The 20,188-nt window shown below is 71.2% G+C and carries 22 protein-coding genes and 1 pseudogene; 12 read left to right on the top strand and 11 right to left on the bottom strand.

What is annotated here, in order from left to right:
- Nucleotides 1-154: 154 nt before the first annotated feature.
- Nucleotides 155-1,042 carry a LysR family transcriptional regulator gene (locus tag BM536_RS36170; RefSeq protein ID WP_094103993.1) on the bottom strand — a complete coding sequence of 296 codons (888 nt, stop codon included), beginning with the start codon at nt 1,040-1,042 and terminating at the stop codon, nt 155-157.
- Between the two features lie 172 nt (nt 1,043-1,214).
- On the opposite strand from BM536_RS36170, the pseudogene BM536_RS36165 reads away from it, so the two are divergent.
- The 5 genes and pseudogenes from BM536_RS36165 (at nt 1,215) to BM536_RS36140 (ending at nt 5,618) form a co-directional block, all read left to right on the top strand.
- Nucleotides 1,215-2,383: pseudogene (locus BM536_RS36165) on the top strand (M20 family metallopeptidase).
- A 182-nt stretch (nt 2,384-2,565) separates the two neighbouring features.
- The gene (locus tag BM536_RS36160; protein ID WP_073491470.1) at nt 2,566-3,033 is read left to right on the top strand and encodes a hypothetical protein; all 468 of its coding nucleotides are present in this window, start codon (nt 2,566-2,568) and stop codon (nt 3,031-3,033) included.
- A 76-nt stretch (nt 3,034-3,109) separates the two neighbouring features.
- A complete protein-coding gene (locus BM536_RS36155; protein ID WP_073491469.1) occupies nt 3,110-3,400 on the top strand; it encodes a hypothetical protein in 291 nt (96 codons plus the stop codon).
- A 711-nt stretch (nt 3,401-4,111) separates the two neighbouring features.
- On the top strand, nt 4,112-4,696 hold the full coding sequence (locus BM536_RS36145) for a hypothetical protein (protein WP_073491467.1): 585 nt from the start codon (nt 4,112-4,114) through the stop codon (nt 4,694-4,696).
- Between the two features lie 277 nt (nt 4,697-4,973).
- The gene (locus BM536_RS36140) at nt 4,974-5,618 is read left to right on the top strand and encodes a dihydrofolate reductase family protein (RefSeq protein ID WP_073491466.1); all 645 of its coding nucleotides are present in this window, start codon (nt 4,974-4,976) and stop codon (nt 5,616-5,618) included.
- Nucleotides 5,619-5,678: 60 nt separating this feature from the next.
- On the opposite strand, the gene BM536_RS36135 is transcribed toward BM536_RS36140, so the two are convergent.
- From BM536_RS36135 to pdxR, 3 genes are all read right to left on the bottom strand, one after another.
- A complete protein-coding gene (locus tag BM536_RS36135; RefSeq protein ID WP_073491465.1) occupies nt 5,679-6,509 on the bottom strand; it encodes an alpha/beta fold hydrolase in 831 nt (276 codons plus the stop codon).
- Between the two features lie 357 nt (nt 6,510-6,866).
- The gene (locus tag BM536_RS36130) at nt 6,867-7,982 is read right to left on the bottom strand and encodes a PP2C family protein-serine/threonine phosphatase (RefSeq protein ID WP_073491464.1); all 1,116 of its coding nucleotides are present in this window, start codon (nt 7,980-7,982) and stop codon (nt 6,867-6,869) included.
- 304 nt (nt 7,983-8,286) lie between these two features.
- Complete coding sequence (pdxR, locus tag BM536_RS36125; protein ID WP_094103991.1) at nt 8,287-9,786, bottom strand: MocR-like pyridoxine biosynthesis transcription factor PdxR; 1,500 nt, start codon at nt 9,784-9,786, stop codon at nt 8,287-8,289.
- Between pdxR and BM536_RS36120 the strand changes: the two genes are divergently transcribed.
- From BM536_RS36120 to BM536_RS36110, 3 genes are all read left to right on the top strand, one after another.
- Nucleotides 9,785-10,726 (top strand): aldo/keto reductase, encoded by a 942-nt coding sequence (locus tag BM536_RS36120; protein WP_073491502.1) that lies wholly within the window; start codon nt 9,785-9,787, stop codon nt 10,724-10,726. The two genes, pdxR and BM536_RS36120, sit on opposite strands and share 2 nt — an antisense overlap.
- Before the next feature lie 104 nt (nt 10,727-10,830).
- Entirely contained in the window at nt 10,831-11,154 is a 324-nt protein-coding gene (locus tag BM536_RS40965; protein WP_107439659.1) for a hypothetical protein, read from the top strand.
- A 634-nt stretch (nt 11,155-11,788) separates the two neighbouring features.
- The gene (locus BM536_RS36110) at nt 11,789-12,136 is read left to right on the top strand and encodes a VOC family protein (protein WP_073491463.1); all 348 of its coding nucleotides are present in this window, start codon (nt 11,789-11,791) and stop codon (nt 12,134-12,136) included.
- Nucleotides 12,137-12,200: 64 nt separating this feature from the next.
- Here the strand turns inward: BM536_RS36110 and BM536_RS36105 are convergent, their stop codons facing one another.
- Nucleotides 12,201-12,497, bottom strand: a complete 297-nt coding sequence (locus BM536_RS36105; protein WP_073491462.1) for a hypothetical protein — start codon at nt 12,495-12,497, stop codon at nt 12,201-12,203.
- Nucleotides 12,494-12,898, bottom strand: a complete 405-nt coding sequence (locus BM536_RS36100; RefSeq protein ID WP_073491461.1) for a hypothetical protein — start codon at nt 12,896-12,898, stop codon at nt 12,494-12,496. The genes BM536_RS36105 and BM536_RS36100 overlap by 4 nt, the downstream gene beginning before the upstream one ends.
- Nucleotides 12,899-13,564: 666 nt before the next feature.
- Between BM536_RS36100 and BM536_RS36095 the strand changes: the two genes are divergently transcribed.
- Nucleotides 13,565-14,344, top strand: coding sequence for a class I SAM-dependent methyltransferase (locus BM536_RS36095; RefSeq protein ID WP_094103990.1), 780 nt, complete (start codon nt 13,565-13,567; stop codon nt 14,342-14,344).
- A 216-nt stretch (nt 14,345-14,560) separates the two neighbouring features.
- On the opposite strand, the gene BM536_RS36090 is transcribed toward BM536_RS36095, so the two are convergent.
- The 3 genes from BM536_RS36090 to BM536_RS36085 all read right to left on the bottom strand — a co-directional run bounded on the left by BM536_RS36090 (nt 14,561) and on the right by BM536_RS36085 (nt 16,254).
- Nucleotides 14,561-14,812: a phosphopantetheine-binding protein gene (locus tag BM536_RS36090; RefSeq protein ID WP_073491460.1), complete on the bottom strand. Its 252-nt coding sequence runs from the start codon at nt 14,810-14,812 to the stop codon at nt 14,561-14,563.
- A 76-nt stretch (nt 14,813-14,888) separates the two neighbouring features.
- Nucleotides 14,889-15,017 carry a hypothetical protein gene (locus tag BM536_RS44100; protein ID WP_281258613.1) on the bottom strand — a complete coding sequence of 43 codons (129 nt, stop codon included), beginning with the start codon at nt 15,015-15,017 and terminating at the stop codon, nt 14,889-14,891.
- 118 nt (nt 15,018-15,135) lie between these two features.
- Nucleotides 15,136-16,254 carry a BtrH N-terminal domain-containing protein gene (locus BM536_RS36085; RefSeq protein ID WP_079274885.1) on the bottom strand — a complete coding sequence of 373 codons (1,119 nt, stop codon included), beginning with the start codon at nt 16,252-16,254 and terminating at the stop codon, nt 15,136-15,138.
- 223 nt (nt 16,255-16,477) lie between these two features.
- On the opposite strand from BM536_RS36085, the gene BM536_RS36080 reads away from it, so the two are divergent.
- Entirely contained in the window at nt 16,478-16,858 is a 381-nt protein-coding gene (locus BM536_RS36080; protein ID WP_073491458.1) for an S-adenosylmethionine decarboxylase family protein, read from the top strand.
- A 31-nt stretch (nt 16,859-16,889) separates the two neighbouring features.
- Here the strand turns inward: BM536_RS36080 and BM536_RS36075 are convergent, their stop codons facing one another.
- Nucleotides 16,890-17,585: an alpha/beta hydrolase gene (locus BM536_RS36075; RefSeq protein ID WP_094103989.1), complete on the bottom strand. Its 696-nt coding sequence runs from the start codon at nt 17,583-17,585 to the stop codon at nt 16,890-16,892.
- Between the two features lie 13 nt (nt 17,586-17,598).
- Nucleotides 17,599-18,672 carry a PIG-L deacetylase family protein gene (locus tag BM536_RS36070; protein WP_158086575.1) on the bottom strand — a complete coding sequence of 358 codons (1,074 nt, stop codon included), beginning with the start codon at nt 18,670-18,672 and terminating at the stop codon, nt 17,599-17,601.
- A gap of 106 nt (nt 18,673-18,778) precedes the next feature.
- Between BM536_RS36070 and BM536_RS36065 the strand changes: the two genes are divergently transcribed.
- Nucleotides 18,779-19,423 (top strand): hypothetical protein, encoded by a 645-nt coding sequence (locus BM536_RS36065; protein WP_094103987.1) that lies wholly within the window; start codon nt 18,779-18,781, stop codon nt 19,421-19,423.
- Complete coding sequence (locus BM536_RS36060) at nt 19,420-20,166, top strand: 4'-phosphopantetheinyl transferase family protein (RefSeq protein WP_094103986.1); 747 nt, start codon at nt 19,420-19,422, stop codon at nt 20,164-20,166. The genes BM536_RS36065 and BM536_RS36060 overlap by 4 nt, the downstream gene beginning before the upstream one ends.
- Nucleotides 20,167-20,188: the final 22 nt, after the last annotated feature.

Below are 20,188 nucleotides of genomic sequence, written 5' to 3'. Positions count from 1 at the left end.
TGACCGGCTGACCGGCTGACGGCTGACCGGCTGACGGCTGACCGGCTGACCGGCTGACCGGCTGACCGGCTGACCGGCTGACCGCACGGGCAGTGGGGGGGCGACCTCGGTGGTCCTGGACGCTCGTTCCCGGCCGGGCCGAGGCGACGGCCGGTCACGGAGGTGTGACGCCCTGGAGGAGTTCGCACAGTTTCAGGGCTGCCGGGAGTGGGGTGGGGGGCAGGGCGACGTGGACGGTCCGGCGGAGGGCGGGGTCGGAGAGGTGGCGCAGGACGAGTTCGTCGGGGACCGCCCGGGCGGCGAGTGAGGGGACCAGTGCGACGCCCAGGCCGGCGGCGGCGTAGCCGAACTTGCCGGCCCACTCCGCGATGCGGATGATCTTCCGGGGAGTGAAGCCCGCGCGTGCGCAGGCGTCGGCGAGCATCGTGGGGCGGTCGCCGTAGGCGCTCTGGAGCCAGGGCTCGTCGCGGAGTTCGCTCAGGTCGACCATCTCCGCTCCGGCGAGGCGGTGTGCGCGGGGGAGGGCGACGAGTAGTTCGTCCTCGCACAGGACGGTGGTCGTCACGCCGTCGGCCTGCGGCAGTCCGGAGGGGTAGTCGCTGACGACGGCGATGTCCAGGGTCGCGTCCGCGAGGCGCCGTAGCAGGGTGTCGCTCTGGCCTTCGACGGCCACGACCTCGACGTCCGGCCTGACCTCGTGGAGCGCGCGCAGGGCGGTGGGCAGCAGCGAGATGTTGGCGGTGGCGAACGCGCCCACGTGCAGCAGTCCACCATGGCCCGCGTGCAGTACGGCCAGTTCGTGCTCGGCCCGTGACAGCCGGTCGAGGACCTCCACTGCGTGCCGGTGCAGCGCACGGCCGGCCGGAGTGGGCCGTACGCCCCGGGGGAGCCGTTCGAAGAGCGCGCCGCCCGCCTGCTGCTCCAGCGTGGCGATCCGCCGCGACACCGCGGACTGCGTGTAGTTGAGCCGGGCCGCCGCTCCTGTGAACGACCCGGTCTCGGCCACCGCCACGAGCAACCGCAGTGCGTCGATCTCGAACACGGTTCTCCACCCGACCCATTCCTGCGACTCATTGATCCCATGCAATCTAGTCGCTGGTGGAATGTCTCGCTCACTTCTAACGTCGGCCGCACGGCGCGCCCGGCAGGGGGACCGGGCGGCGACCGTGGTGATGACCCATCACATTCGAGGGGGACATGTGTTGTTGACGACGATGCTGGCCGATCTGGAGGAACTCGTGTGCTGCGAGTCCTTCTCGGCCGACCACGGCGCAGTGGCGCACAGCGCGGAGGTGGTGGCCGCCCTGGGCGCGAGACTGCTGGGGGCGGAGCCGGAGACGATCGTGATCGAAGGAGTGACCCATCTGCGGTGGGCCTTCGGCGCTCCGCGGGTCCTGTTGGTGGGACACCACGACACGGTGTGGCCGATGGGCTCCCTGCGGACCCACCCATGGTCGGTGGCCGACGGGATGGCCCGCGGTCCTGGCGTCCTGGACATGAAGGCGGGTCTGGTGCAGCTGTTCCACGCGCTGGCCTCGCTGCCGTCCCCGGACGGTGTGGGCGTGCTGGTCACCGGGGACGAGGAGGTCGGCTCCCCGACCTCCCGGCGGCTGATCGAGGAAACCGCGCGGCGGTGCGCGGCGGCCTTCGTGATGGAGGCGTCCGCGGACGCGGCGGGCGCGCTGAAAACGGCCCGCAAGGGCACGTCGCGGTACGAGGTGGTCGTGCACGGCAGGGCGCCCACGCGGGCCTGGAACCCCACAAGGGGATCAACGCAGCGGTCGAGGCCGCCCATCAGGTGCTGTCCATCGCGGCACTCGGGGCCACGATCACCGCCGGGGCCGCCACCGATGCCGATGGTGCGGCGCACCCCGCCCTGGGAGCCGCGACCGTCACGCCCACCCTGCTGTCGGCGGGCAGCACGCGCAACACGGTGCCCGCGCTGGCCCGGGTGTCGGTGGATGTGCGCGTGCCGACCGAGGCGGCGCAGGACTGGATCGACGCACGTATGCGTGACCTCGCCGCCCGTACCCCCGGAGCGCGGCTGGAAGTGCAGGGCGGCAGGCAACGGCCCCCGATGCAACCGGAGTCCTCCGCCGAACTGTTCGCCCTGGCCTCGCGGCTCGCCGCCGAACTGGGCCAGGAGCCGTTGCGGGGGATCGCCGTCGGCGGCGCCTCGGACGGCAACCACACAGCGGCCGTGGGCTGCCCGACGCTGGACGGTCTGGGCGCGGTGGGCGGTGGTGCCCACGCCGACACCGAGTACGTCGACATCGCCCACATGGTCCCCCGCACCCGGTTGCTCGCTGAACTCATCACCCGGACCCGGACCCGGAGCCGCACATGGCCCGAGCCCGGCCCCACAAGAGGCGGTACGTCGTGAGCCAGGACATGAACGGCCCAGGACACGGCACGGGCCCAGGACACGGCACGGGCCCAGGACACGGCACGGGCCCAGGACCCGGCACGGGCCCAGGACCCGGCACGGGCCCAGGACCCGGCCCGGGCCCAGGACACGGACCCGGCTCCGGCCCCGGGATCGGGCGCAGCCTCGGCCTCGGCGGGATGCGCGGAAGTTACCCCGTCGCGGGGGTGATGGGCGGTCTCGCGCAGATGGCGCGGCGGCTGCTCTTCGCGCTGGCCCTCGTCCTGCTCGGCGCGCTGATCTGGTTCAGGCCGCGGGACGCGTTCGTCAGGGGTGCTGTCACGGTGGCCGTGCTCCTCGCCCTGTTCGGCCTCAGAGCGGCATGGGCTCGCGCCAGCGTGAGGTGGGGTATCAACCGGTGCTACCTCTACACCGGCGGTCTGGTCGTCACCAACATCTTCGGCCGGGTCCGGGAGGCGGTGAGGTGGGACGACGTGAGGGAGGTGAACAGGCTCACCAACCAGTCGGTGCTCCTGGCCTTCCACAGGATCGAGATCGTGCGGCGGGACTACGGGACGGTGACGTTCCTGGCCCTGGGGCTGGAACCCGCCCTGGTGAACGCCTTGTTGAACGAAGTGGACCGGAACGCTACTCGGCCGTGGGGGTAGTTGGGCCCCTCGCCGCGAGGCAGGCGACCGACGGCTCCCGGCGATGACGGCCCTTGCCAGGTGGCACCCTGAAGCGATGGAACCCTGGACGACCTCCACCGCGAACGGCCTGCGGCATCTGCTCAACGAGTGGGATCCGATCGGTGTCGCCGACGATGTGCAGGACGAGTACGACTGCATGCTCGCCCCTCTGCTCCGACGACTTGCCGGCGGCGCCGGCCGAACCGAGATCGGTGAGTTCCTGCGGGACGAGCTGGAGGGGCATTTCGGTCTCGGTGCCTCAGGCCTGCGGCCCGACGCGATGGCCGTTCGGGTGATCGCCTGGTGGACAGCCGGCGGCCAGGCTGACGGAGCCGGCAGCGCATAGCCGCTTCCTCAGGTGAGCCACCACGGGCGCGGAAACCGCCTCGCAGCGGCCGCAGGGGCCGGGTCTTCAACACCCGTCGGAACAGGCGCAGCTGACGTAGCGTCAGATACGTCCTGACTGTCGGTGGTGACGGATACGCTGGCCCATTGTCACTTCGTCTGAGGACCCCGAGGGGGGACTGCCCGTCCGTGGGTTGCTCACAGGGGCGGAGGGCAGGGTGCGCTTGTCGTCGGAAGCCATGCCGGGCTGGGGACGGCGGTAGACCGCTCCGGTGCACGGGATGAGGGATCCTCGCACACCGGCATCGCCCCCTCGACCACGACGGTGCCGACACCTACCGCCCACAGGCAGGCCCCGACCCGGTTCCCGTGTGCTGGGCGACTCGGACGAGCCCGGCCTCGATCCGGCGTGGATCGCCCTGGTCCCGGGTGACCTTCCGTTCCGGCACTTCGCGCCGGGCGGGGTGTTCCATTTCGCCGGCAGCGTCGCCCGGCCCGACCCTCACCGCCGTGACTACGGCGTAGCGAAGATCGCGCACGGCGCGTGCTGTTCCATGCTGCACCCCAGCGCCCCGACAGCGGCCGCGGAGCCGACGAGCTGTGGCAGGCGATGCGGCTGCGCATGCTGAGAGACCCGTCGGGCCACGTAGGCTGGCACCTCCCATCACGGCCGGCACGGCGCGAGGGTACAGACCGAAAGCGGAGGGGTTACGTGAACCACGCGCAGCTTGTGGCCCTGGGCCGTGCCTTGCGGGTCCTGGGCGAGCACGGCGAACAGCTCTCACGGGACACCCCGGACGCCGCACTGCACGAGATCCGGGCGGACCTGACGCGGGCCCTGTCCCACCTGGAGGAGTCGATCGCCGGCCCGAAGCCGACGACGCGCTGCCCGGAGCACCCGACCGGCCCGGTCGACGAGAGCGCACGGGATCTGTGCCTGCTGTGCGAGACCCGGCGCCGGGCAGCGCCCAAGCCGACATCCCAGGACGTCTACGGTGCGCCGGTCGCCGAGCGTGAGGTGAGGGTGCAGTCGCGATACGGCATCCGAGAGGAACGCCCTCAGCCGCAGGAGCGGTGGGTCCCGGAGATGTGGAACGGCCAGGCCTGGCAACTGTGCGGAACGCCCCGGCGGGACCGTCGGGAGGCGGAGCAGTACATCACGGCACAGCGGCGCGAGGCGAAGGCCGCACCCGCCTATCGAGTGGTGCACGCCTTTACCGATCACGTCGTCGTCCGCACCTGGGGAAGCCCGGACGTGCCGTCCGGGCGGCACCGCGACATACAGCAGGAGTTCTGAGCGCCGTACAGGGCGTACAGGGGTTGGGGCCGCGTGATCATGCTGTGGCCCGTGCGGGCGGCTCGGCAGTTCCGCGCCTCTGAAGGGCGCGTTCCCGCGATCGACGGTGAGCGGGAGTGTGACGAGTACGAAGCCGGGCCGCTGCGACAGTGATGAGCACGAGGCCGGGCCCTGTGACAGCGATGAGTAGGAAGCCGGGCGCTGTGACAGCGATGAGTCTGCCCGTGCCCACAGGTCTACCTTGCGACCGGGGCAACCGACTCATCGGGAGTAAGCCATGGGCCTCATCCACATCGAGCTGTTCGCAACCCTCGACCTCGTCGGGCAGTCACCCGGCGGGCCCGACGAGGACCCGGTGGGGTTCCCGTTCGGCGGCTGGCAGGCGCCCCTGCTGGACGAGGTCGCCGGGGCGCAGGTCGGTGCCGCGTACGAGGGCACGGACGCCCTCCTGCTCGGCCGACGGACGTATGACATCTTCGCCGCCTACTGGCCGCACCAGGAAGGCGGCCAGGACAGTGAGATCGCCGCGCTCTTCAACAGCGTCCCGAAGTACGTGGCCTCCCGCGGCAGGCCCGACCTCTCGTGGGCCGGGTCCACGCGGCTCGGCCCGGATCTGGCCGACGCGGTGCGTGAGATCCGTGACCGGCACGAGCACGTGAAGGTCGTCGGGAGCCTGAACCTGGTGCAGACCCTTCTGCGCGAGAAGCTCTTCGACCGTCTCGACCTCTGGGTGCACCCGATCGTCCTCGGCGTCGGGAAGAAGGTGTTCGACGGTGGCGAGGTGCCCACGAACCTCACCCTCCTCGAACCGCCGGCAGCCGGTCCGAGGGGCACCGTGTACCTGCGCTACGGGCTCGCCGACGGCACGCCCGGGACGGGGGACATGAGCGCACCCGACCGCGGTGCCGGGCGCGAGGCGTGAAGCCCCCGCGCCTCCGCCCGGCCGGCCTTCCGTCCGGTGTCGGCAGCGGTCAGGAGTGACCTAGGACCGCACGAACGCGAGGATGTCGGGGTTGACGACCTCGGGGTGGGTCGACAGCATCCCGTGGGGCAGGCCCTCGTAGCTCTTCAGCGTTCCGTCGCTCAGCACCTTGACGGACAGAGGCGCCGCGTCCGCATAGGGAACGATCTGGTCGTCGGTGCCGTGAGCGACGAGGACGGGGACGTCGATCTGCTGGAGATCCTCGTTGAAGTCCGTCTCGGAGAACGCCTTGATGCATTCGTAGTGGGCGTTGGCGCCGCCCATCATCCCTTGTCGCCACCAGTTGTCTATCAGCCCCTGTGACACCTTCGCGCCGGGCCGGTTGAAGCCGTAGAACGGGCCCGAAGGGACCTCGACGTAGAACTGCGAGCGATTGGCCGCGAGGGCCGCACGGAACCCGTCGAACGTCTCGATCGGCAGTCCGCCGGGGTTGGAGTCCGACTTCACCATGACCGGCGTCACCGCGCTGACGAGCACGGCCTTCGCCACGCGGCCCGGTGTGGCGCGGGCGACGTAGCGCGCGACCTCACCGCCGCCCGTCGAGTGCCCGATGTGGACGGCGTCCCGCAGGTCGAGCGCGTCGGTCAGGGCGGCCACGTCGGAGGCGTAGGTGTCCATGTCGTGGCCGGTCGCCGTCTGCGAGGAGCGGCCGTGGCCGCGGCGATCGTGGGCGATCACCCGGTAGCCGTGCTGCAGGAAGAACAGCATCTGGGTGTCCCAGTCGTCGGCGCTCAGTGGCCAACCATGGTGGAAGACGATCGGTTGACCGTCGCGGGGACCCCAGTCCTTGTAGAAGATGGCCGTGCCGTCGTCGATGGTGACTGTGCCCATGACTGAAACCTTCCGCTTGATCAGCGAGGTCCGCGGGGAGCGTGCGCCGCGAGGAAGGAGGGCGTGCTCCGGCATGCCGGAGCGGGCCTCTCCCTGTGCAGAGGGCAGCCCTCTGCGCCTCTGGCAACCGTACGCTCATGCCGGCCACGAGACACTTCAGGCGGGCGCTCCCCCCGCCAGGCCGAAATCGGCGCGGCCCACGTAGAGACGAACGGGCCGGTGAGACGGCCTGCCGGGTCGGTGGTCTCCAGCGCGGTGTTCCTCGCGATGGGGCGGGGCCGCGCGCGCCGACATGCGTCCGGCCTGCTGTTGACGCGGGAGGGGCACACGGTGCCGTGCGGAAGCCGCGTGCGGCGGCTAGCGGCCGCCGATCTGGCCGTGCCAGTCCAGGCAGATGACGCTGGCGTCGTCCCGGGGACGGCCGTTGCAGGCGTCCTTCACCGCCTCCGTCAGAGCTTGGACCGTCTGTCTCGGGTGTAGGTGGCGAGTCTGGCGAAGCAGTCCGGCCAGGTCGGCTGTGGCCGCTTCCCGGTCCTGCATGCCGTCGGTGAGCAGGATGAGCCGGTCCCCGGGGCGCAGGTCGAATTCCTGGACGCGGTAGGGGATCGGTGAGGGGACGCCGAAGGGCAGGTTGATGGAGAGAGGGATCTCCTGCACGACGCCGTCACGCAGGCGCAGGGGCCAGGGATGACCGGCATTGATGAGTTCGACGCGAGCCTGCGCGAGGTCGACGCAGAGCAGTAGCCCGGTTGCCATGGCGCCGCGCCCGTGGGCGAGCAGCGCCTGGTGGGCCTGACGTGCTTGCTCGGCGACGTTGCATCCCGTGCGCCGGGCGCCGCGCAGGGCGCCGAGCAGAAGTGTGGCCAGCAGTGCCGAGTCGACGTCGTGGCCCATGGCGTCGGTCAGCGACAGGTGCAGGGCGTCGCGGTCCAGGCTGTAGTCATAGGTGTCGCCACCGATGTCGTCCGCGGGTACGAGTGCGCAGGCGATGGTGAACTGGGGAGCTTCGCAGCAGGACGCGGAGGGAAGCAGCTGGTGCTGGATCTCCGCGGCGAGCGTCAGGGGAGTGGTGCGCTGCCCCCACTGGTAGGCGTCCGTGAAGCGACGGTCCGTGACGATGATGTACGCGAGAGCGTGGGCAGCCTCCGCCACGTGTCGCAGCACCTCCCGGTCGATGTGGGGAAGTGTCATCTCGAGGACACCGATGCAGTCGCCACGGTTGGTGACCGGAGCGATGACCCGCTGCCGGCCCTCGGCGTCCTGCTCCTGGTGCAGTCGTTGATCACGCAGAACCAGTTGGTAGATGCTGCCCCGCAAGGGGATGCGCACGGGGCTGGTGCCGCCGGCTTCGGCGTCGTCGGCAGCGGTGAGCCGCACGAGTTCCTGGCCTACGAAGTCCAGGAACAGAAACGAAACCGAGACTGCCCCGAAGCGCTTCTGCACGTTTCGTGCGACGACGTCGACGGAGTCCATCGGCGCGGCATCCTCAGCAGCCGCGAGGACCTCTCCCAAAGCGAACGTATCCGGCACGACAACCTCCTGACTGGTCGCTCATACGTCTTTCCGCAACCGGACGAGACATCCCTGGCCGCTTCCGACGTCGCCCACGCGAGTGATCCACCGGCGAGGAGGGGCAGCCTTCAGCCTGCTGTGAGTGACATGGCTGGGCTGAACCCGCGGGGCCGTAAGGGACCAGCGCGGGCGCTGGGTACTGGACAAAACGCCAGGTCAGTCCGCTCCGGCGAGTCGGCCACCCGTGGCCTGACGCCGGCGGTCGTCAGGACCCGCCTACCTGCCTGGCAGGTGTGGGCGACGTCACGGTCGGTGACCGCAGCGCTTCCCGCAGGAGCGTGACGGCCGGGGGGATCTCGGTGTCGCTGATGTTGCCGTACCCGAGGACGAGCGCACGTTCGGCCGACCTATTCGGGCGATAGTCGTCGAGGTCCGCCACGCGCAGCCCGGCGGCGGCCGCCGCGTGGACCGTCCCGCGGCTGTCGGCGCCGTCCGGCAGGTGCAGCAGGATGTGCAGTCCGGCGGCGGTACCGGCGACGCGACCTTCCGGTACCTCGGCCTCGAGGGTTTGGACCAGCAGGTCGCGGCGGGAACGGAACCGACGCCGTGCCGCGCGCAGGTGGGCGTCGTACCATCCGCGGTCGATGAAGGTGGCGAGCGCGAGTTGGTCCAGTACCGGCGGGGCGGCGGCGACGATGTTCGCTTCCCGCAGCGCCGGGGTCATCGCGGCGGGCGCGACCAGCCAGCCCAGGCCGAGGGCCGGCGACAGCGTCTTGCTGACCGAGCCGAGGAGGAAGACGCGGCCGGGGTCCATCCCTTGCATGACGGCGACCGGGTGGCCGTCGTAGCGGAACTCGGCGTCGTAGTCGTCCTCGATGACGAACCCGTCCACGTCGCGGGCCCAGCGCACCAGACGTGAACGGCGGGCCGGGGACAGCACCGTGCCGGTGGGGAACTGGTGCGCCGCGCCGACGACGACGGCCCGCGCGGGCGTCCGCACGAGGTGGTCGACGCGGAGGCCGTCCTGGTCCACGGGCACCGGGTGCACGCGCAGGCCGGCACTCGTCGCGGCGTCCCGCAGCCGCCGCCACCCCGGCTGTTCCACGGCCAGGTCGGCGATCCCCTCGGCGCGCAGCGCCCGGCAGGTGCGGACCAGGGCGTCGGTGACGCCGGCGCACACGGACACGGAGGCGGCGCGGGTGTCCGCGCCGCGTGAGCGTCGCAGGTACTGCGCGACGGTGTCACGCAGCACCGCGTGCCCGTCGGGGTCGGGCAGACCGAGGTCGTAGTGGACGGCCGAGCCGGTGACCGCCCGCACGGCGTCCGCCCAGCGGCGGCGGGGAAACGCCCGCAGGTCGGGCAGGCCGGGAGCGAGGTCGTACCGGATCGGTGGCCGCGCCGGTTCGCGCGGCACGCGAGGCGCGGGCGGCGCGGCCTCCGGTATCCACGAGACACGCGTGGCGGAACCGACCCGGGCGGAGAGGTAACCCTCCGCGACGAGTTGCCCGTACGCCTCGGTCACGGCCCAGCGGGAGCAGCCGAGTTCCTCGGCGAGCGCTCGGCTCGGGGGCACGGCGGCGCCCTCCACCAGCCGACCGTCCCGGATCGCGGCGCGCAGCGCGTGAGCCAGGCGATCGTGAAGGCGACGCCGCCCACCCTCCGCGGGACCGACGTCGAGCAGTGTCGCCCACGCGAGATTGGTCCGGGAAACAGCCACAAGATTGGAGCGTACCGCCGATCCGAATCCGTCTAGCGTGAGGGACATGATCGAGAACCTGGCCCTTGGGGCCATGCTGTTCGGCACGGCTCTGGACGAGCGCCGATCGTTCGAACTCCTGGACCGCTTCGTGGGCGCCGGCGGTGTCTGGATCGACACCGCCAACTGCTATGCGTTCTGGGCCGATCCGACGGGCTTCGGCGGGCAGAGTGAGACGTTGCTCGGACGCTGGCTGGCACGCCGCCCGGGCGTCCGTGACCGCGTGAGGATCAGCACCAAGGTGGGCTGCGAGCCGACCGTGGCCGGACGATTCCCGGAGTCGGCCGAAGGCCTGTCGGCCGGGGCGATCAGGAAGGGGATCGAGGCAAGCCTCCGCCGACTCGGCACGGACCACGTCGAGTTGTACTGGGCCCACAAGCCCGATCCGGACACGCCGCTGGAAGAGACCGTCGCCGCCTTCGGCGAGCTGCTGTCCGCGGGGACGGTCGGCCGGCTCGGATGCTCCAACTACCCCGTCTGGCAGGTTGAGCGGGCGAGGCGGATGGCGCGGGCGCACGGAACTGCCGGCTTCACCGCCGTGCAGCAGCACCACACGTACCTGCAACCGCGGCCGGGGACCGGGCCCAGCGTGGTGCACCGGTTCGGTGCTGTCACCGACGAGGTGCTGCACTACCTGGAGCACCACCCGGACCTGGAGCTGTGGGCGTACACGCCACTGCTGAGCGGCCGTTACACCCGCGCGGACAAGCCGCTGCCGACGGAGTACGACCACCCCGGCACCGCCCGCCGCCTCGCGGTGCTCGACGAGGTCGCCACCGAGACCGGTACGAACCGCAACCGGGTGGTGCTGGCGTGGCTGACCGGAGGGAACCCCGCCGCCACGCCGATCGTCGGCGTCAGCTCGGTCCGGCAACTGGACGAGGCGGTCGCCGGAGTGTCACTGAAGTTGGAGGCCGGGCAGCGCGAACGCCTGGATGCCGCGCTCTGACCCAGGCGGGTTGAGGACGCACCAGCCGCACCGGCGCCGCGGGAACATGCTTGACAGCCCTCTCCCCGTACCCCCATGTGGGGGATGACCGGGGGAGGGTGAGCATGGAAGAACCGGAGTGGCTGACGGAACGTCAAGTCAGGGAGGTCTGGCCGGGGGTCCGCTGGGTCCACGGCACCGCACTGGCACACAACGTCCGCTCAAGGAGCGAGACTTGGAACACCACCACGGGCATGGCCGGTAAGGTCTACTACCACGCCGGTGACGTACGGCGAGCAGCCCCGCAGGTCGCGGCCGGCCCACCCCTCAACGCCCCGTCCCAGATCCCGTGCTGCCTGGCCATCGTCCTGGTCATCGCGGGGCTGATCGCCTTGGTCCTCTGCCTCGTCGACGACACAGGCGCCGGCCCCTCTGTCTTCGTGCGCTGACGGTTGCAGGGGAACGCGTCGGCGCGCCGGGCCAGGCGAGCAGGCCGGCGAGTTCCTGTTCGCCGCGGGGGGCGGGGCGGACCAGGCGCGTTCCGCGGTGCAGGCACCTTGCGGCCGGCAGATCGCACTGTGGCGGCCCCGGACGTCGGCCCATCGACCTCCACCACATCTGACTGAGCCCGTCATGCTCATCGCCCCGGATGCCGAGCGGGCCCCCTCACCTTGGTGGAGGCCACCGTCCAGCCCGCCCGCCGCGGGAAGGAGCGCGTCCCTAACGAGCTGTACGCCGCACCGCTCGTCCGCGAGGGAGCTGACCGGCCGCGGCTTGCCGATGATGGCCAAGGCGATGAAGAAGTTGATCCGACCGATGGCGACGGTCAGGGTGGCCGGCGGAGGCTGCGAAGCACTACGACGAGAAGGCGTCGGGACTGACCGACGCCGGTTGCTGGAGGAGTCGGGGTGGCGAGTGCGCGGTGTGGGCGGTTCCCGGCCGTGACGCCACCGACGGTGGAGCCACCGACCGCGACGCCTCCGACCACTTCGCGCTCGGCAAGCCGCGAGCGGGCAAGTGCGGATGTGGGGTAGGACTTCCGGTGAGTGCAGCAGACACGTCACAACGCACAGGGAGCCGTCGATGACCGTTCGCCGTGTCATGCCAGTCGTCCAGTCGGACGCGATGCAGGGCAACCGGGACTTCTACGGCCTGTTGGGCTTCGAGGAGGTCATGGACCTCGGCTGGATCATGACGCTTGCCTCGCCGTCCACCCCGGCGGCCCAGGTCAGCTTCATGACCGGTGACAGGACCGCTCCGGTCACACCGGACATGAGCGTGGAGGTGGACGACGTGGACGCGGCGTACGCGGTCATGCGGGACAGCGGCGCGGAGATCGTGCACCCCTTGCGGGACGAGGAATGGGGTGTGCGGCGGTTCTTCGTCCGCGACCCCAACGGCCGAGTCGTCAATGTGCTGAGCCACCGCTGACGACAAAGACGAACAACCCCGTCCTCGGCCGGCCGCCCGCCTGTGGCTCCCGGCGGCCGGGGCGCTACCGGAACTGTTCCACGGGGGTGCGCCGGCCGGCCCGGAAGTCGACCAGGGCGGCACTGATGTCGAGTGCCGAGCCGAAGAAGAGAACCGACCGGTCGGCGGCCACGAGGATCGTCCCACCGCCCCGCACACGGTGAACGACGGCCACCGCATCGTCCTCCGGCAGCAGGACGTGACCGAGATCGGCGTCCGGAGCGATGCGACGGTACAACTCCTCGCCGAACTCCACGAGGCGCCGCTGCTCCGGCGTGACCGGCAGGGCGTCCGCGGCCTCGACCGGGTTCGCCTCCCTCATCCCTGCGCCCTGCCCTCGTCGTGGACCGCCGCGAGTTCCGCGATCAGGTCCGGGTCGCGCATCCCGGGCAGGGTGTATCCCTCGGCCTCGTCCCACGGGACGTCCAGGTCGTCCATGTGCACGCGCCATCCGGCATCCGGCACGGCCCGGCGCAACTCCGTCACGGCATTCAGCACATGGGCGACCACCGGCATCAGACGGCCGGGATCGAGCGGCATCTTGGTGGACCCGGCGACGATCTCCTCCGGCCCGGCCGTGCGTCCGTCGTACAGGAACAGGCCTTCCTCGTCGTCGTACGGAGACGACGCCGTGTGCGCGGCGACGACGCGCGCGACCGAGGCCGACTCGGCTTCGGTCAGCGGTGTCGCGCGGTGCGCGTTGTAGTAGAGAGAGACGCTCATGGCGGAAGCGTATGACGGAGGTGTGACAGTGGGCGGCCGAGAGTCGGGACGGGTCTCCGCTCCCGGGTCGACGCCTTCGGGGCGCGGAACGGCACTACCCCGCCCATGCCTGAGCCGTCGGCGCGGAACGCCCGTGACGGGCCCGGAGTTCATCCTCCGCCGCGGCGAACGGGCAGGAGGGCGAGGGCGGCATCGGTCAGCTCCACCGACGCTCGTGCGTCCTCCCGGACCGCCCGGAACAGTGCGTCCGCATCCATCGGGGCCAGTCCTCCGGCTCGGTCTCTCGGCATACGGCCCGCATCCGCGCGACCGTCGGTCCACCTCCCGGCAGACGGTCCGCATCCGCCCGACCGCCCGACCGCCCGACCGCCCGACCGTCGGTCCGTCGGTCCGTCGGTCCGTCGGTCCACGCGAACGTCCACGCGCGCGGAGCCGGAACACTAGGCCTCGATCACCACCCCCTGCCGGTGGGCGGCGAGGCCGGACCGTTCGGTGAGCGGACGGGCCAGTCGACGAAGGCGCTTCGCGTGGTCGGAAGCCGTCGGGCGTCGGTGTCCACCCCGGGCCGAAACGGTCAGGGCGCAAGGCCGGCAGCGCTGTGGGCGGCGCGTCATCGAAGCTGTGAGGCGCGTGGTCGATCGTCGGCTGCGTCGCTACGGTAACCGGATGGAAAAGGACGAACGGCTCCTCCACGCCTCGTCGTTCGGCACGGCGGCAGTCGCATACGCCGAGCACCGCCCGGACTACGCGCAGGCCGCCGCGCGCTGGGCGCTCGAACCCGCGCCAGGCACGCGCGTGCTCGATCTCGGCGCGGGAACGGGCAAGCTGACGGCCGCGTTGGTCGCACTGGGTGCCGACGTCACCGCGGTCGAGCCCGACCCGGCGATGCTGACCGAGCTGCGCCGCGCGCTGCCCGCGGTCCGTGCCCTGCGGGGCAGCGCCGAGGCGATACCGCTGCCGGACGCGTCCGTCGACGCCGTACTGGCCGGCAACGCCATGCACTGGTTCGACATGGCCGCCGCGGGACCCGAGATCGCCAGGGTCCTCGCACCCGGCGGCATCCTGGCCGGGCTGTGGAACGTCGTGGACGACCGGGTCGAGTGGGTTGCCGGGCTCGCACGGGTCGGCGGGAGCGCGGCCGTCGGCCCGCGCGACACACTCACCGGCTGGCGGGCCGAGACGGCCGACGCGCACCTTCCGAAGACCGGCGTGGCCGCCCGGTTCGGCTCACCGGAGCAGGCCGAGTTCCCGCACGGGCAGCCCCGCACCGCCGACTCCCTCGTCGCGACCATCGCGACGCGCGCGGGAGTGCTGGTCATGCCGGAACAGGAACGAGAGGCCACGCTGGGCCGCATCCGCGCGTACCTCGCCAGTACACCGGAGACCGCCCACTGCGGGTTCACCCTCCCGATGCTGACCGGCGTGCTGCGCGTCCGGCGGCTGTGAAGCACCGCGTCGACGGGGATCGATGACATGGCGAACGCCGCGCGTGATGGACCGCTTCACCCTGCACCCGGGTCGAAGACCGAGCCGTCGGGCAGCACGGCTGCGAAGACCGCGGTTCCGCTCGCTGAGCCGGTCGATGGCGTGGGGGTGGCTGACGCGCTCGGCGGGGTCACGGCACGTCCCACGCGGACCACCCTGGTCGCACGGTGCTGACCCTCAGTCGCGGGGCAGCTCCGACAGAGCGTTCCACAGGGTCGACGGTGTCGCGAAGGTCTCCATGACCAGCATCTCGTCCGGCAGTTCAAGCGAGAACCTGTCCTCCAGCTCCGCCACCAGACCGAGCAACGTCAACGAGTCCAGGCCCAGTTCGGTCAGACTCGCGTCCGCCTCGACGGGTGTCTCCTTGTCCAGGAACGGCAGTGCCTGCCGGAGTGCGGACTCGAAGTCGCTGTAGGAGAGGTCGTTCACGGGCTGCTCCTCGACGCTGTGCGGCCTGCGGAGGCAAGGCTGTGCCCCCGTACGGGGCAGGGTAGTCCGTACGCGATCAAGAGGGCGCCCATACCCGGGTGCCGTCCGGGTCCCGGACGACCTTGACCGTGCTGTGGGCGACCCCGGGGAGGGAGTGGAAGCCGGCGTAGGGGGCGCAGGCCATCGGGTTGTGGTCGATGCTCACCCGGCACCAGCCGACCTCTTCGCCGTCGGGGCGGTGCGTGACGACGGGCCTGACGCGTCCGCGACCTCCGTGAGCACTCGAACCGCGGGCGTGCTCCGACCCTGTCGAGGCACGTACTTCACGAAGCCGCTCCCGGCGGGACGAGGAGATCAGGAACATTCGGCAGGGGCTCGTCCGCATGCGGGTCGGAGCCGCCGACGGATGTCCGCAACTTCTCGTTCCATTCCCTTTCCATGGTCGCCGTCTCGGTGATGAGGTCGGCGATGCGCCGTACCGCCACCGCCCCCTTCCGGAAGCGCAGGAAGAAGTAGTTCCGGGTCATCTCCCAGCGCCGGGAGAGGGCCTCCGCGTCAGCGGCCCGATCGTGCAGGGAGGGGATCGCGCAGGTCTCGGCGGCGGCCCGCAGGAAGCGCGCGTTCAGGGCGCGCTGGCTGGCCAGCTCACCGAACCAGGCGCTGACCTCGATCGTGCCCACGGGGCCGAGCGAGGTGAAGTCGTCCGGGGCGGCGCGTAGTTCGTCGGCGCACGCGGTCACCAGATCCGCGCCGGCGAAGGAGCGCGCGGTCGAAGCGACGGCGGCGCGGAACCGTTCCCCCTGGGCCTCCCGCCGTACCGCCGCCCGGACCTCCCCGGAATCGGGCGTGCCGGCCTTCACGACCACGGTGCGGTTGCGCCAGTCGGGGTCGCCTCTGCGGGCTTCGCCCAACGCGTCCGACGACATGGCGGTGAACAGCGTGCCCCTCTCCATCGAGCCGTCGAAGAGGGAGCCCTGGTAGCGGTCGACGATCCGGAAGGGACCGGTGTCCTCCTTGTCGTCGCCGTCCTCGGGGCGGATCACGATCCGGTGCGAGTGGTGCTGCTGGAGGTGGAAAGAGCTGTGGGGGACATGGAAGGTGTCCACCCAGGCGATCACGGGATTGCCGTCCCGTAGCTGAGCCCGAATGTATTCCTCGGCCTGTTCGGTGTCGGCGTGCTGAACGTGGTCGGCGGTCAGGCCGTACCATTCGTGCAGTATTTCCTCGGGTGTTCGTCGGTGGATTCCGAGGTGCTCCACGGGCCATTCGCAATCGACTGCGTCCGTCCTGCGGTGATATCCCCAGTGATCTCCCAGGACGCTCGGATCGCGGCCGAGCCAGAGCGCCGTGATGCCGAAGGTCGCTGAAATGCAGTCGAGTGCCGAGAATTCCGGGTCCGGTGAACCCTGCTGCTCCACGAACTCCGCTCCTTCGCTGTCCATCGCCGTACGCAGTGTTCTGGCCAATCCGAGGTGGCCTCCCGCGATCCCCTGGCCCGCAGGGTTCCCGCGAGCCCGGGGGCACCCCGGATGCTACGCTGTGCCCCGCCGAGCGTCCCCGAGTCGGCCTCACTCGGCCTCGTCCACCTTCCGCTTCGACCACGCAGACCAGCACAGATCTATGTGAAAGGAGACGGGGGCGAGCGATTCGTGACCCCGGTTCCCCATGACTGACTCCAGTGATCTCACCACCGAGGGAATAGGCGTCGACGAGTTGTGCTCGTACGCAGTCGATGTATGGGTGAGCGACCACAGTATTCTGACCGACGAGCAGCGCCTTCTCCAGGTGCTGCGTACGGCGGCGGAAAAGGGAAACGCCACGGTACTCGGTGAGGCCTCGCACGTTTTCCCGAACGGTGCCGTCACCGCCATTCTCCTGCTTTCTGCCTCGCACCTGAGCATTCACACCTGGCCGGAATTCAGCCTCGCCAACGTCGACCTGCTCGCGTACGGCCGGCTGAACGGCGAACGGATGATGCAGAGTGTCGAGATGGGTCTCTCACCCACGAGGATCAATGTGACGCGCATGCTGCGCGCGGTGCACTGACCCGCCCATCGACCCTCTTCGCCCGCGCCGTTCACAGCCACCCCGACAGCGACGTGAGGAACGCGTCGAAACTGTCCCGGTGGATCGCGTGCGTGGCGTCCGGCACGGTCCGCACCTCGAACCCCCGCCGTGTCAGCTCCGCCCGCATCGCTCCGCTCACCAGCGTGCTCGGCTCCGCCGCCTGGACGAGGGAGCGGACGACCGGCTTCTCGGGTGTGTGATCGGCGGCACGGTAAGCGGAGAGGGCGAGCGCGGATCTCTCGTCCCAGGCGTCCAGCGCTGCCAGCTCGGCCGCGACCTCCCGCTCCCCCCACTGCGGGCGCAGACTTCTGATCAGCAGCCGAGGCGCGCGTTTGAACAGGGTGAAGACGGCCGGGTCGAGGGTGCCGTCCGGGCCGCCGAGCCGCCAGGCCGGCTCCGAGTAGACGGCACGCCCCGGCTTCAGCTCCGACACCGCGAGCGCCAGGGCCAGCGCGCCGAGCGAATGTCCCAACGCCAGCTCGGGGCCGCGGGGGAGCGTCTCCAGCAGGTCCTCCGCGAACAGATGGGGCGCGTATGCCCCCCGGCCGCTGCCGCCGTGGCCGCGCAGGTCGACGGCGACCACCCGGTAGCCCCGTCCGGTCAGGACCGGCACCAGCTCGTGCCAGGTGCGGTGGTCGGCCATGAGACCGTGGACGAGGACGGCGAGCCGGTCGCCGGTGCCCCACTCCCGGGTGTGCAGTCGCATGCGGCCGCCGCCCTCACCCGGCCGCGGCGGCTTCGTCCGCCGCCGCGGACGCCAACTCCCCGAAGGCGTCCGCGGACTCGGGCAGCACCCAGAGCCGCTCCGCCCACCCCGGCGCGCCCAGTTGCCGGCCATGGCGGACGATTCGTCTGGTGACCGCCTCCAGCACCTGGAGCCGATACGGCCACAGTGCCTCCTGCTTGGTGCGTACTGCCGCCTCCGACGCCGGGACCAGCACCGGGACCAACCCGGTCGGCCCCGGGCCGACGGCGAGCCGGCCGGCCTCGGCCTCGGCGTCCGCGAACAGCGAGTACGGCATGTCCTCGTAGAAGGCGACCCGTTCGGGCTCCAGCACCTTCCGGGAGATCAGCTCCAACGCGGCCTGCCGGGTCAGGACATGGTCGACGTGGCCACCCACGGCCAGCGGTACGAGCACCAGGGGACCGCCCTCCACCTCGACGGCCAGATCGGCGGTGACGCGCTCGAACAGCTCGGGCTCCGTCGCGCGGGCCGCGTCCATGTCGTGCGGCTCGAGGAAGTACCCCTCGCGCCAGGCGGACCGGTCGGCGGCGTCCACCTGGCCGAGCACCGTCAACTCCGCGCCGAGCACGCCGCACGCCACCCGCTCCTCCTCCAACAGCAGCCGGGAGGCGAGCGCGGGACGGCTCCGGTAGTAGGGGCGGCGCGTCCAGGTCTCCTGCGAGAACACGTCCACCACCCGGCCACCGAACCGGGAGAGCAGTCCGCCCAGGGCCAGTTGGGCGTCGTCCGGGTGCGGAGACAGGCAGATCAGGGCGCGTGACGGTGACGAGCGCGGCGGCGGAGCGGCGACCACCAGGCCGGCCGCGTGCCAGCCGGCGATCAACTCCCGTTCCAGGGGCGGCCAGGAGCGGTAGGGCCGGGTGCCGTCGCACGCGTGCCACAGTGGTGCGGCCGACGCGGGGACGAGCTCCGGATCGACCGGCTCGCCGAGGAACCGCACCTCACCGCCGTCGAACTCGGTGTGCGGCAGCCGAATCGGCCGGTCGTCCGCCGCGAGCGCGTGCGAAGTTCGCCTGACCAAGGGGGTGGAGGAGGGGCGCTCTGGCATGCGCAGGAGTGTAGACCAAGGGTCGATCATGGAACTATGGGAAGGGAACGACGGGAAGAGCGCACGACAGGTCTGTGATCCGCACGCGACGAGAGGTTCGAACAGCATGTACGTACTCACCCGGGGACTGGGTGCGCCGGAGGCCGCCTGCTTGCGGGAGGCCTGTGAGCGCATCGGACTGCCGCTGAAGGAGCCCGCGGCGCAGGACCCGCGGGGGCTGGCCGCGCACGTCGCCGACGATCTCCTCGTCGCCTTCGTGGCCGCCGAGGCGGACGGCTCGGCTCCGCTCGAACTGCGCGAGATAACCCGCGAAGGCGCCTACGCCGTCCTCGTGCAGGCGGCGCCGACCGCCAAGGGCACGCTCGCGGCGGTCCGTTCGGGGGCCGGCTTCGTCATGGCCGCACCCCTCGACGTCGAACGCCTCGCGCCGTTCCTGACCTACCTGCGGGACGTCGCCGCCCCCGCCTCCGCCCAGGTCCTCGACCTGGACGAGACCGGCGTGCTCACCACCCCGTCCGCGTCCGTGCGGCTGTCCGACGCCGAGGCGAAGGCGCTGCGCGCGCTCGCCGACCGCCGGGCCGTCATCGTCCCCCGGCCCGATCTGCTGCGGCTGACCGGCGAGGACCCGCGGGACGTCATCGAGGCGCTGCGGGCCCGGTTCCGGGAGGTCGGCTCGGGCGCCCAGATCCTCAAGGTGCCGCACATGGGGTTCCGGCTCGTCGGGGAAGTGCGGCTGAAGGCCACCGCGTGACAGGGGCGCTCCGCCCGCCGCGCCCCGTGCAGGTGTGGTCGGGCCGTCTGCCCGACGCGCGCCCGGGGCTGGTGGGACTGCTCGATCCCGTGGAACGCGGCCGATACGAGGCGACGGCCGACCCCGCCAACAGGGCCCGTTTCCTGGCTGGTTGTGCCGTGAGCCGACTGGTGCTCGGCGAACTGCTCGGTCTGCCGCCCGCCGACGTGCCGCTGCGGCGCGTGTGTTCGCGCTGCGGCGGACCGCACGGCAAGGTCACGCTCGACGTACCGGCCGGGAGCGCACACGCGGACGTCCGCTTCTCCGTCTCGCACAGCGGTGACCTGATAGGGCTCGCCGTCTGCCGCGGCGCGGAGGTCGGGCTCGACGTCGAGGACGGCGTCGGCACCGATGTGGAAAGGGTGGCCCCCCGTGTCCTCGCCGACACGGAACTGGCCGCCCTGCACGCGCGCCCGCCCGCCGAACGGCCCGCGGCCTTCCTGCGCTACTGGACACGCAAGGAATCCGTCCTGAAGGCGATCGGTGTCGGCCTGCGTGTTCCGCTGCGTCGGCTACGGGTGTCGGATCCCGAGCTGCCACCGGCCGTGTTGAGCTGGCCCGAACAGTTGGATGTCTGCCATGAAGTGCGCATGGCGGATACGGTGGTCGGCACGACGCACCCCGCGTCGGTCTCGGTGACGGGAACGACTGAAGTGACACTCGTGCGGCACGACACCTCGGCGATCCTCCGGGCGTGGCGGTAATTCCGCTTCTTTGCATCGACTT

The organism is Streptomyces phaeoluteigriseus (genome assembly GCF_001896135.2).
GTDB lineage: Bacteria > Actinomycetota > Actinomycetes > Streptomycetales > Streptomycetaceae > Streptomyces > Streptomyces phaeoluteigriseus.
The sequence above is the reverse complement of the archived record's forward strand: the minus strand, read 5'-3'. Positions and strand labels throughout refer to the sequence as shown.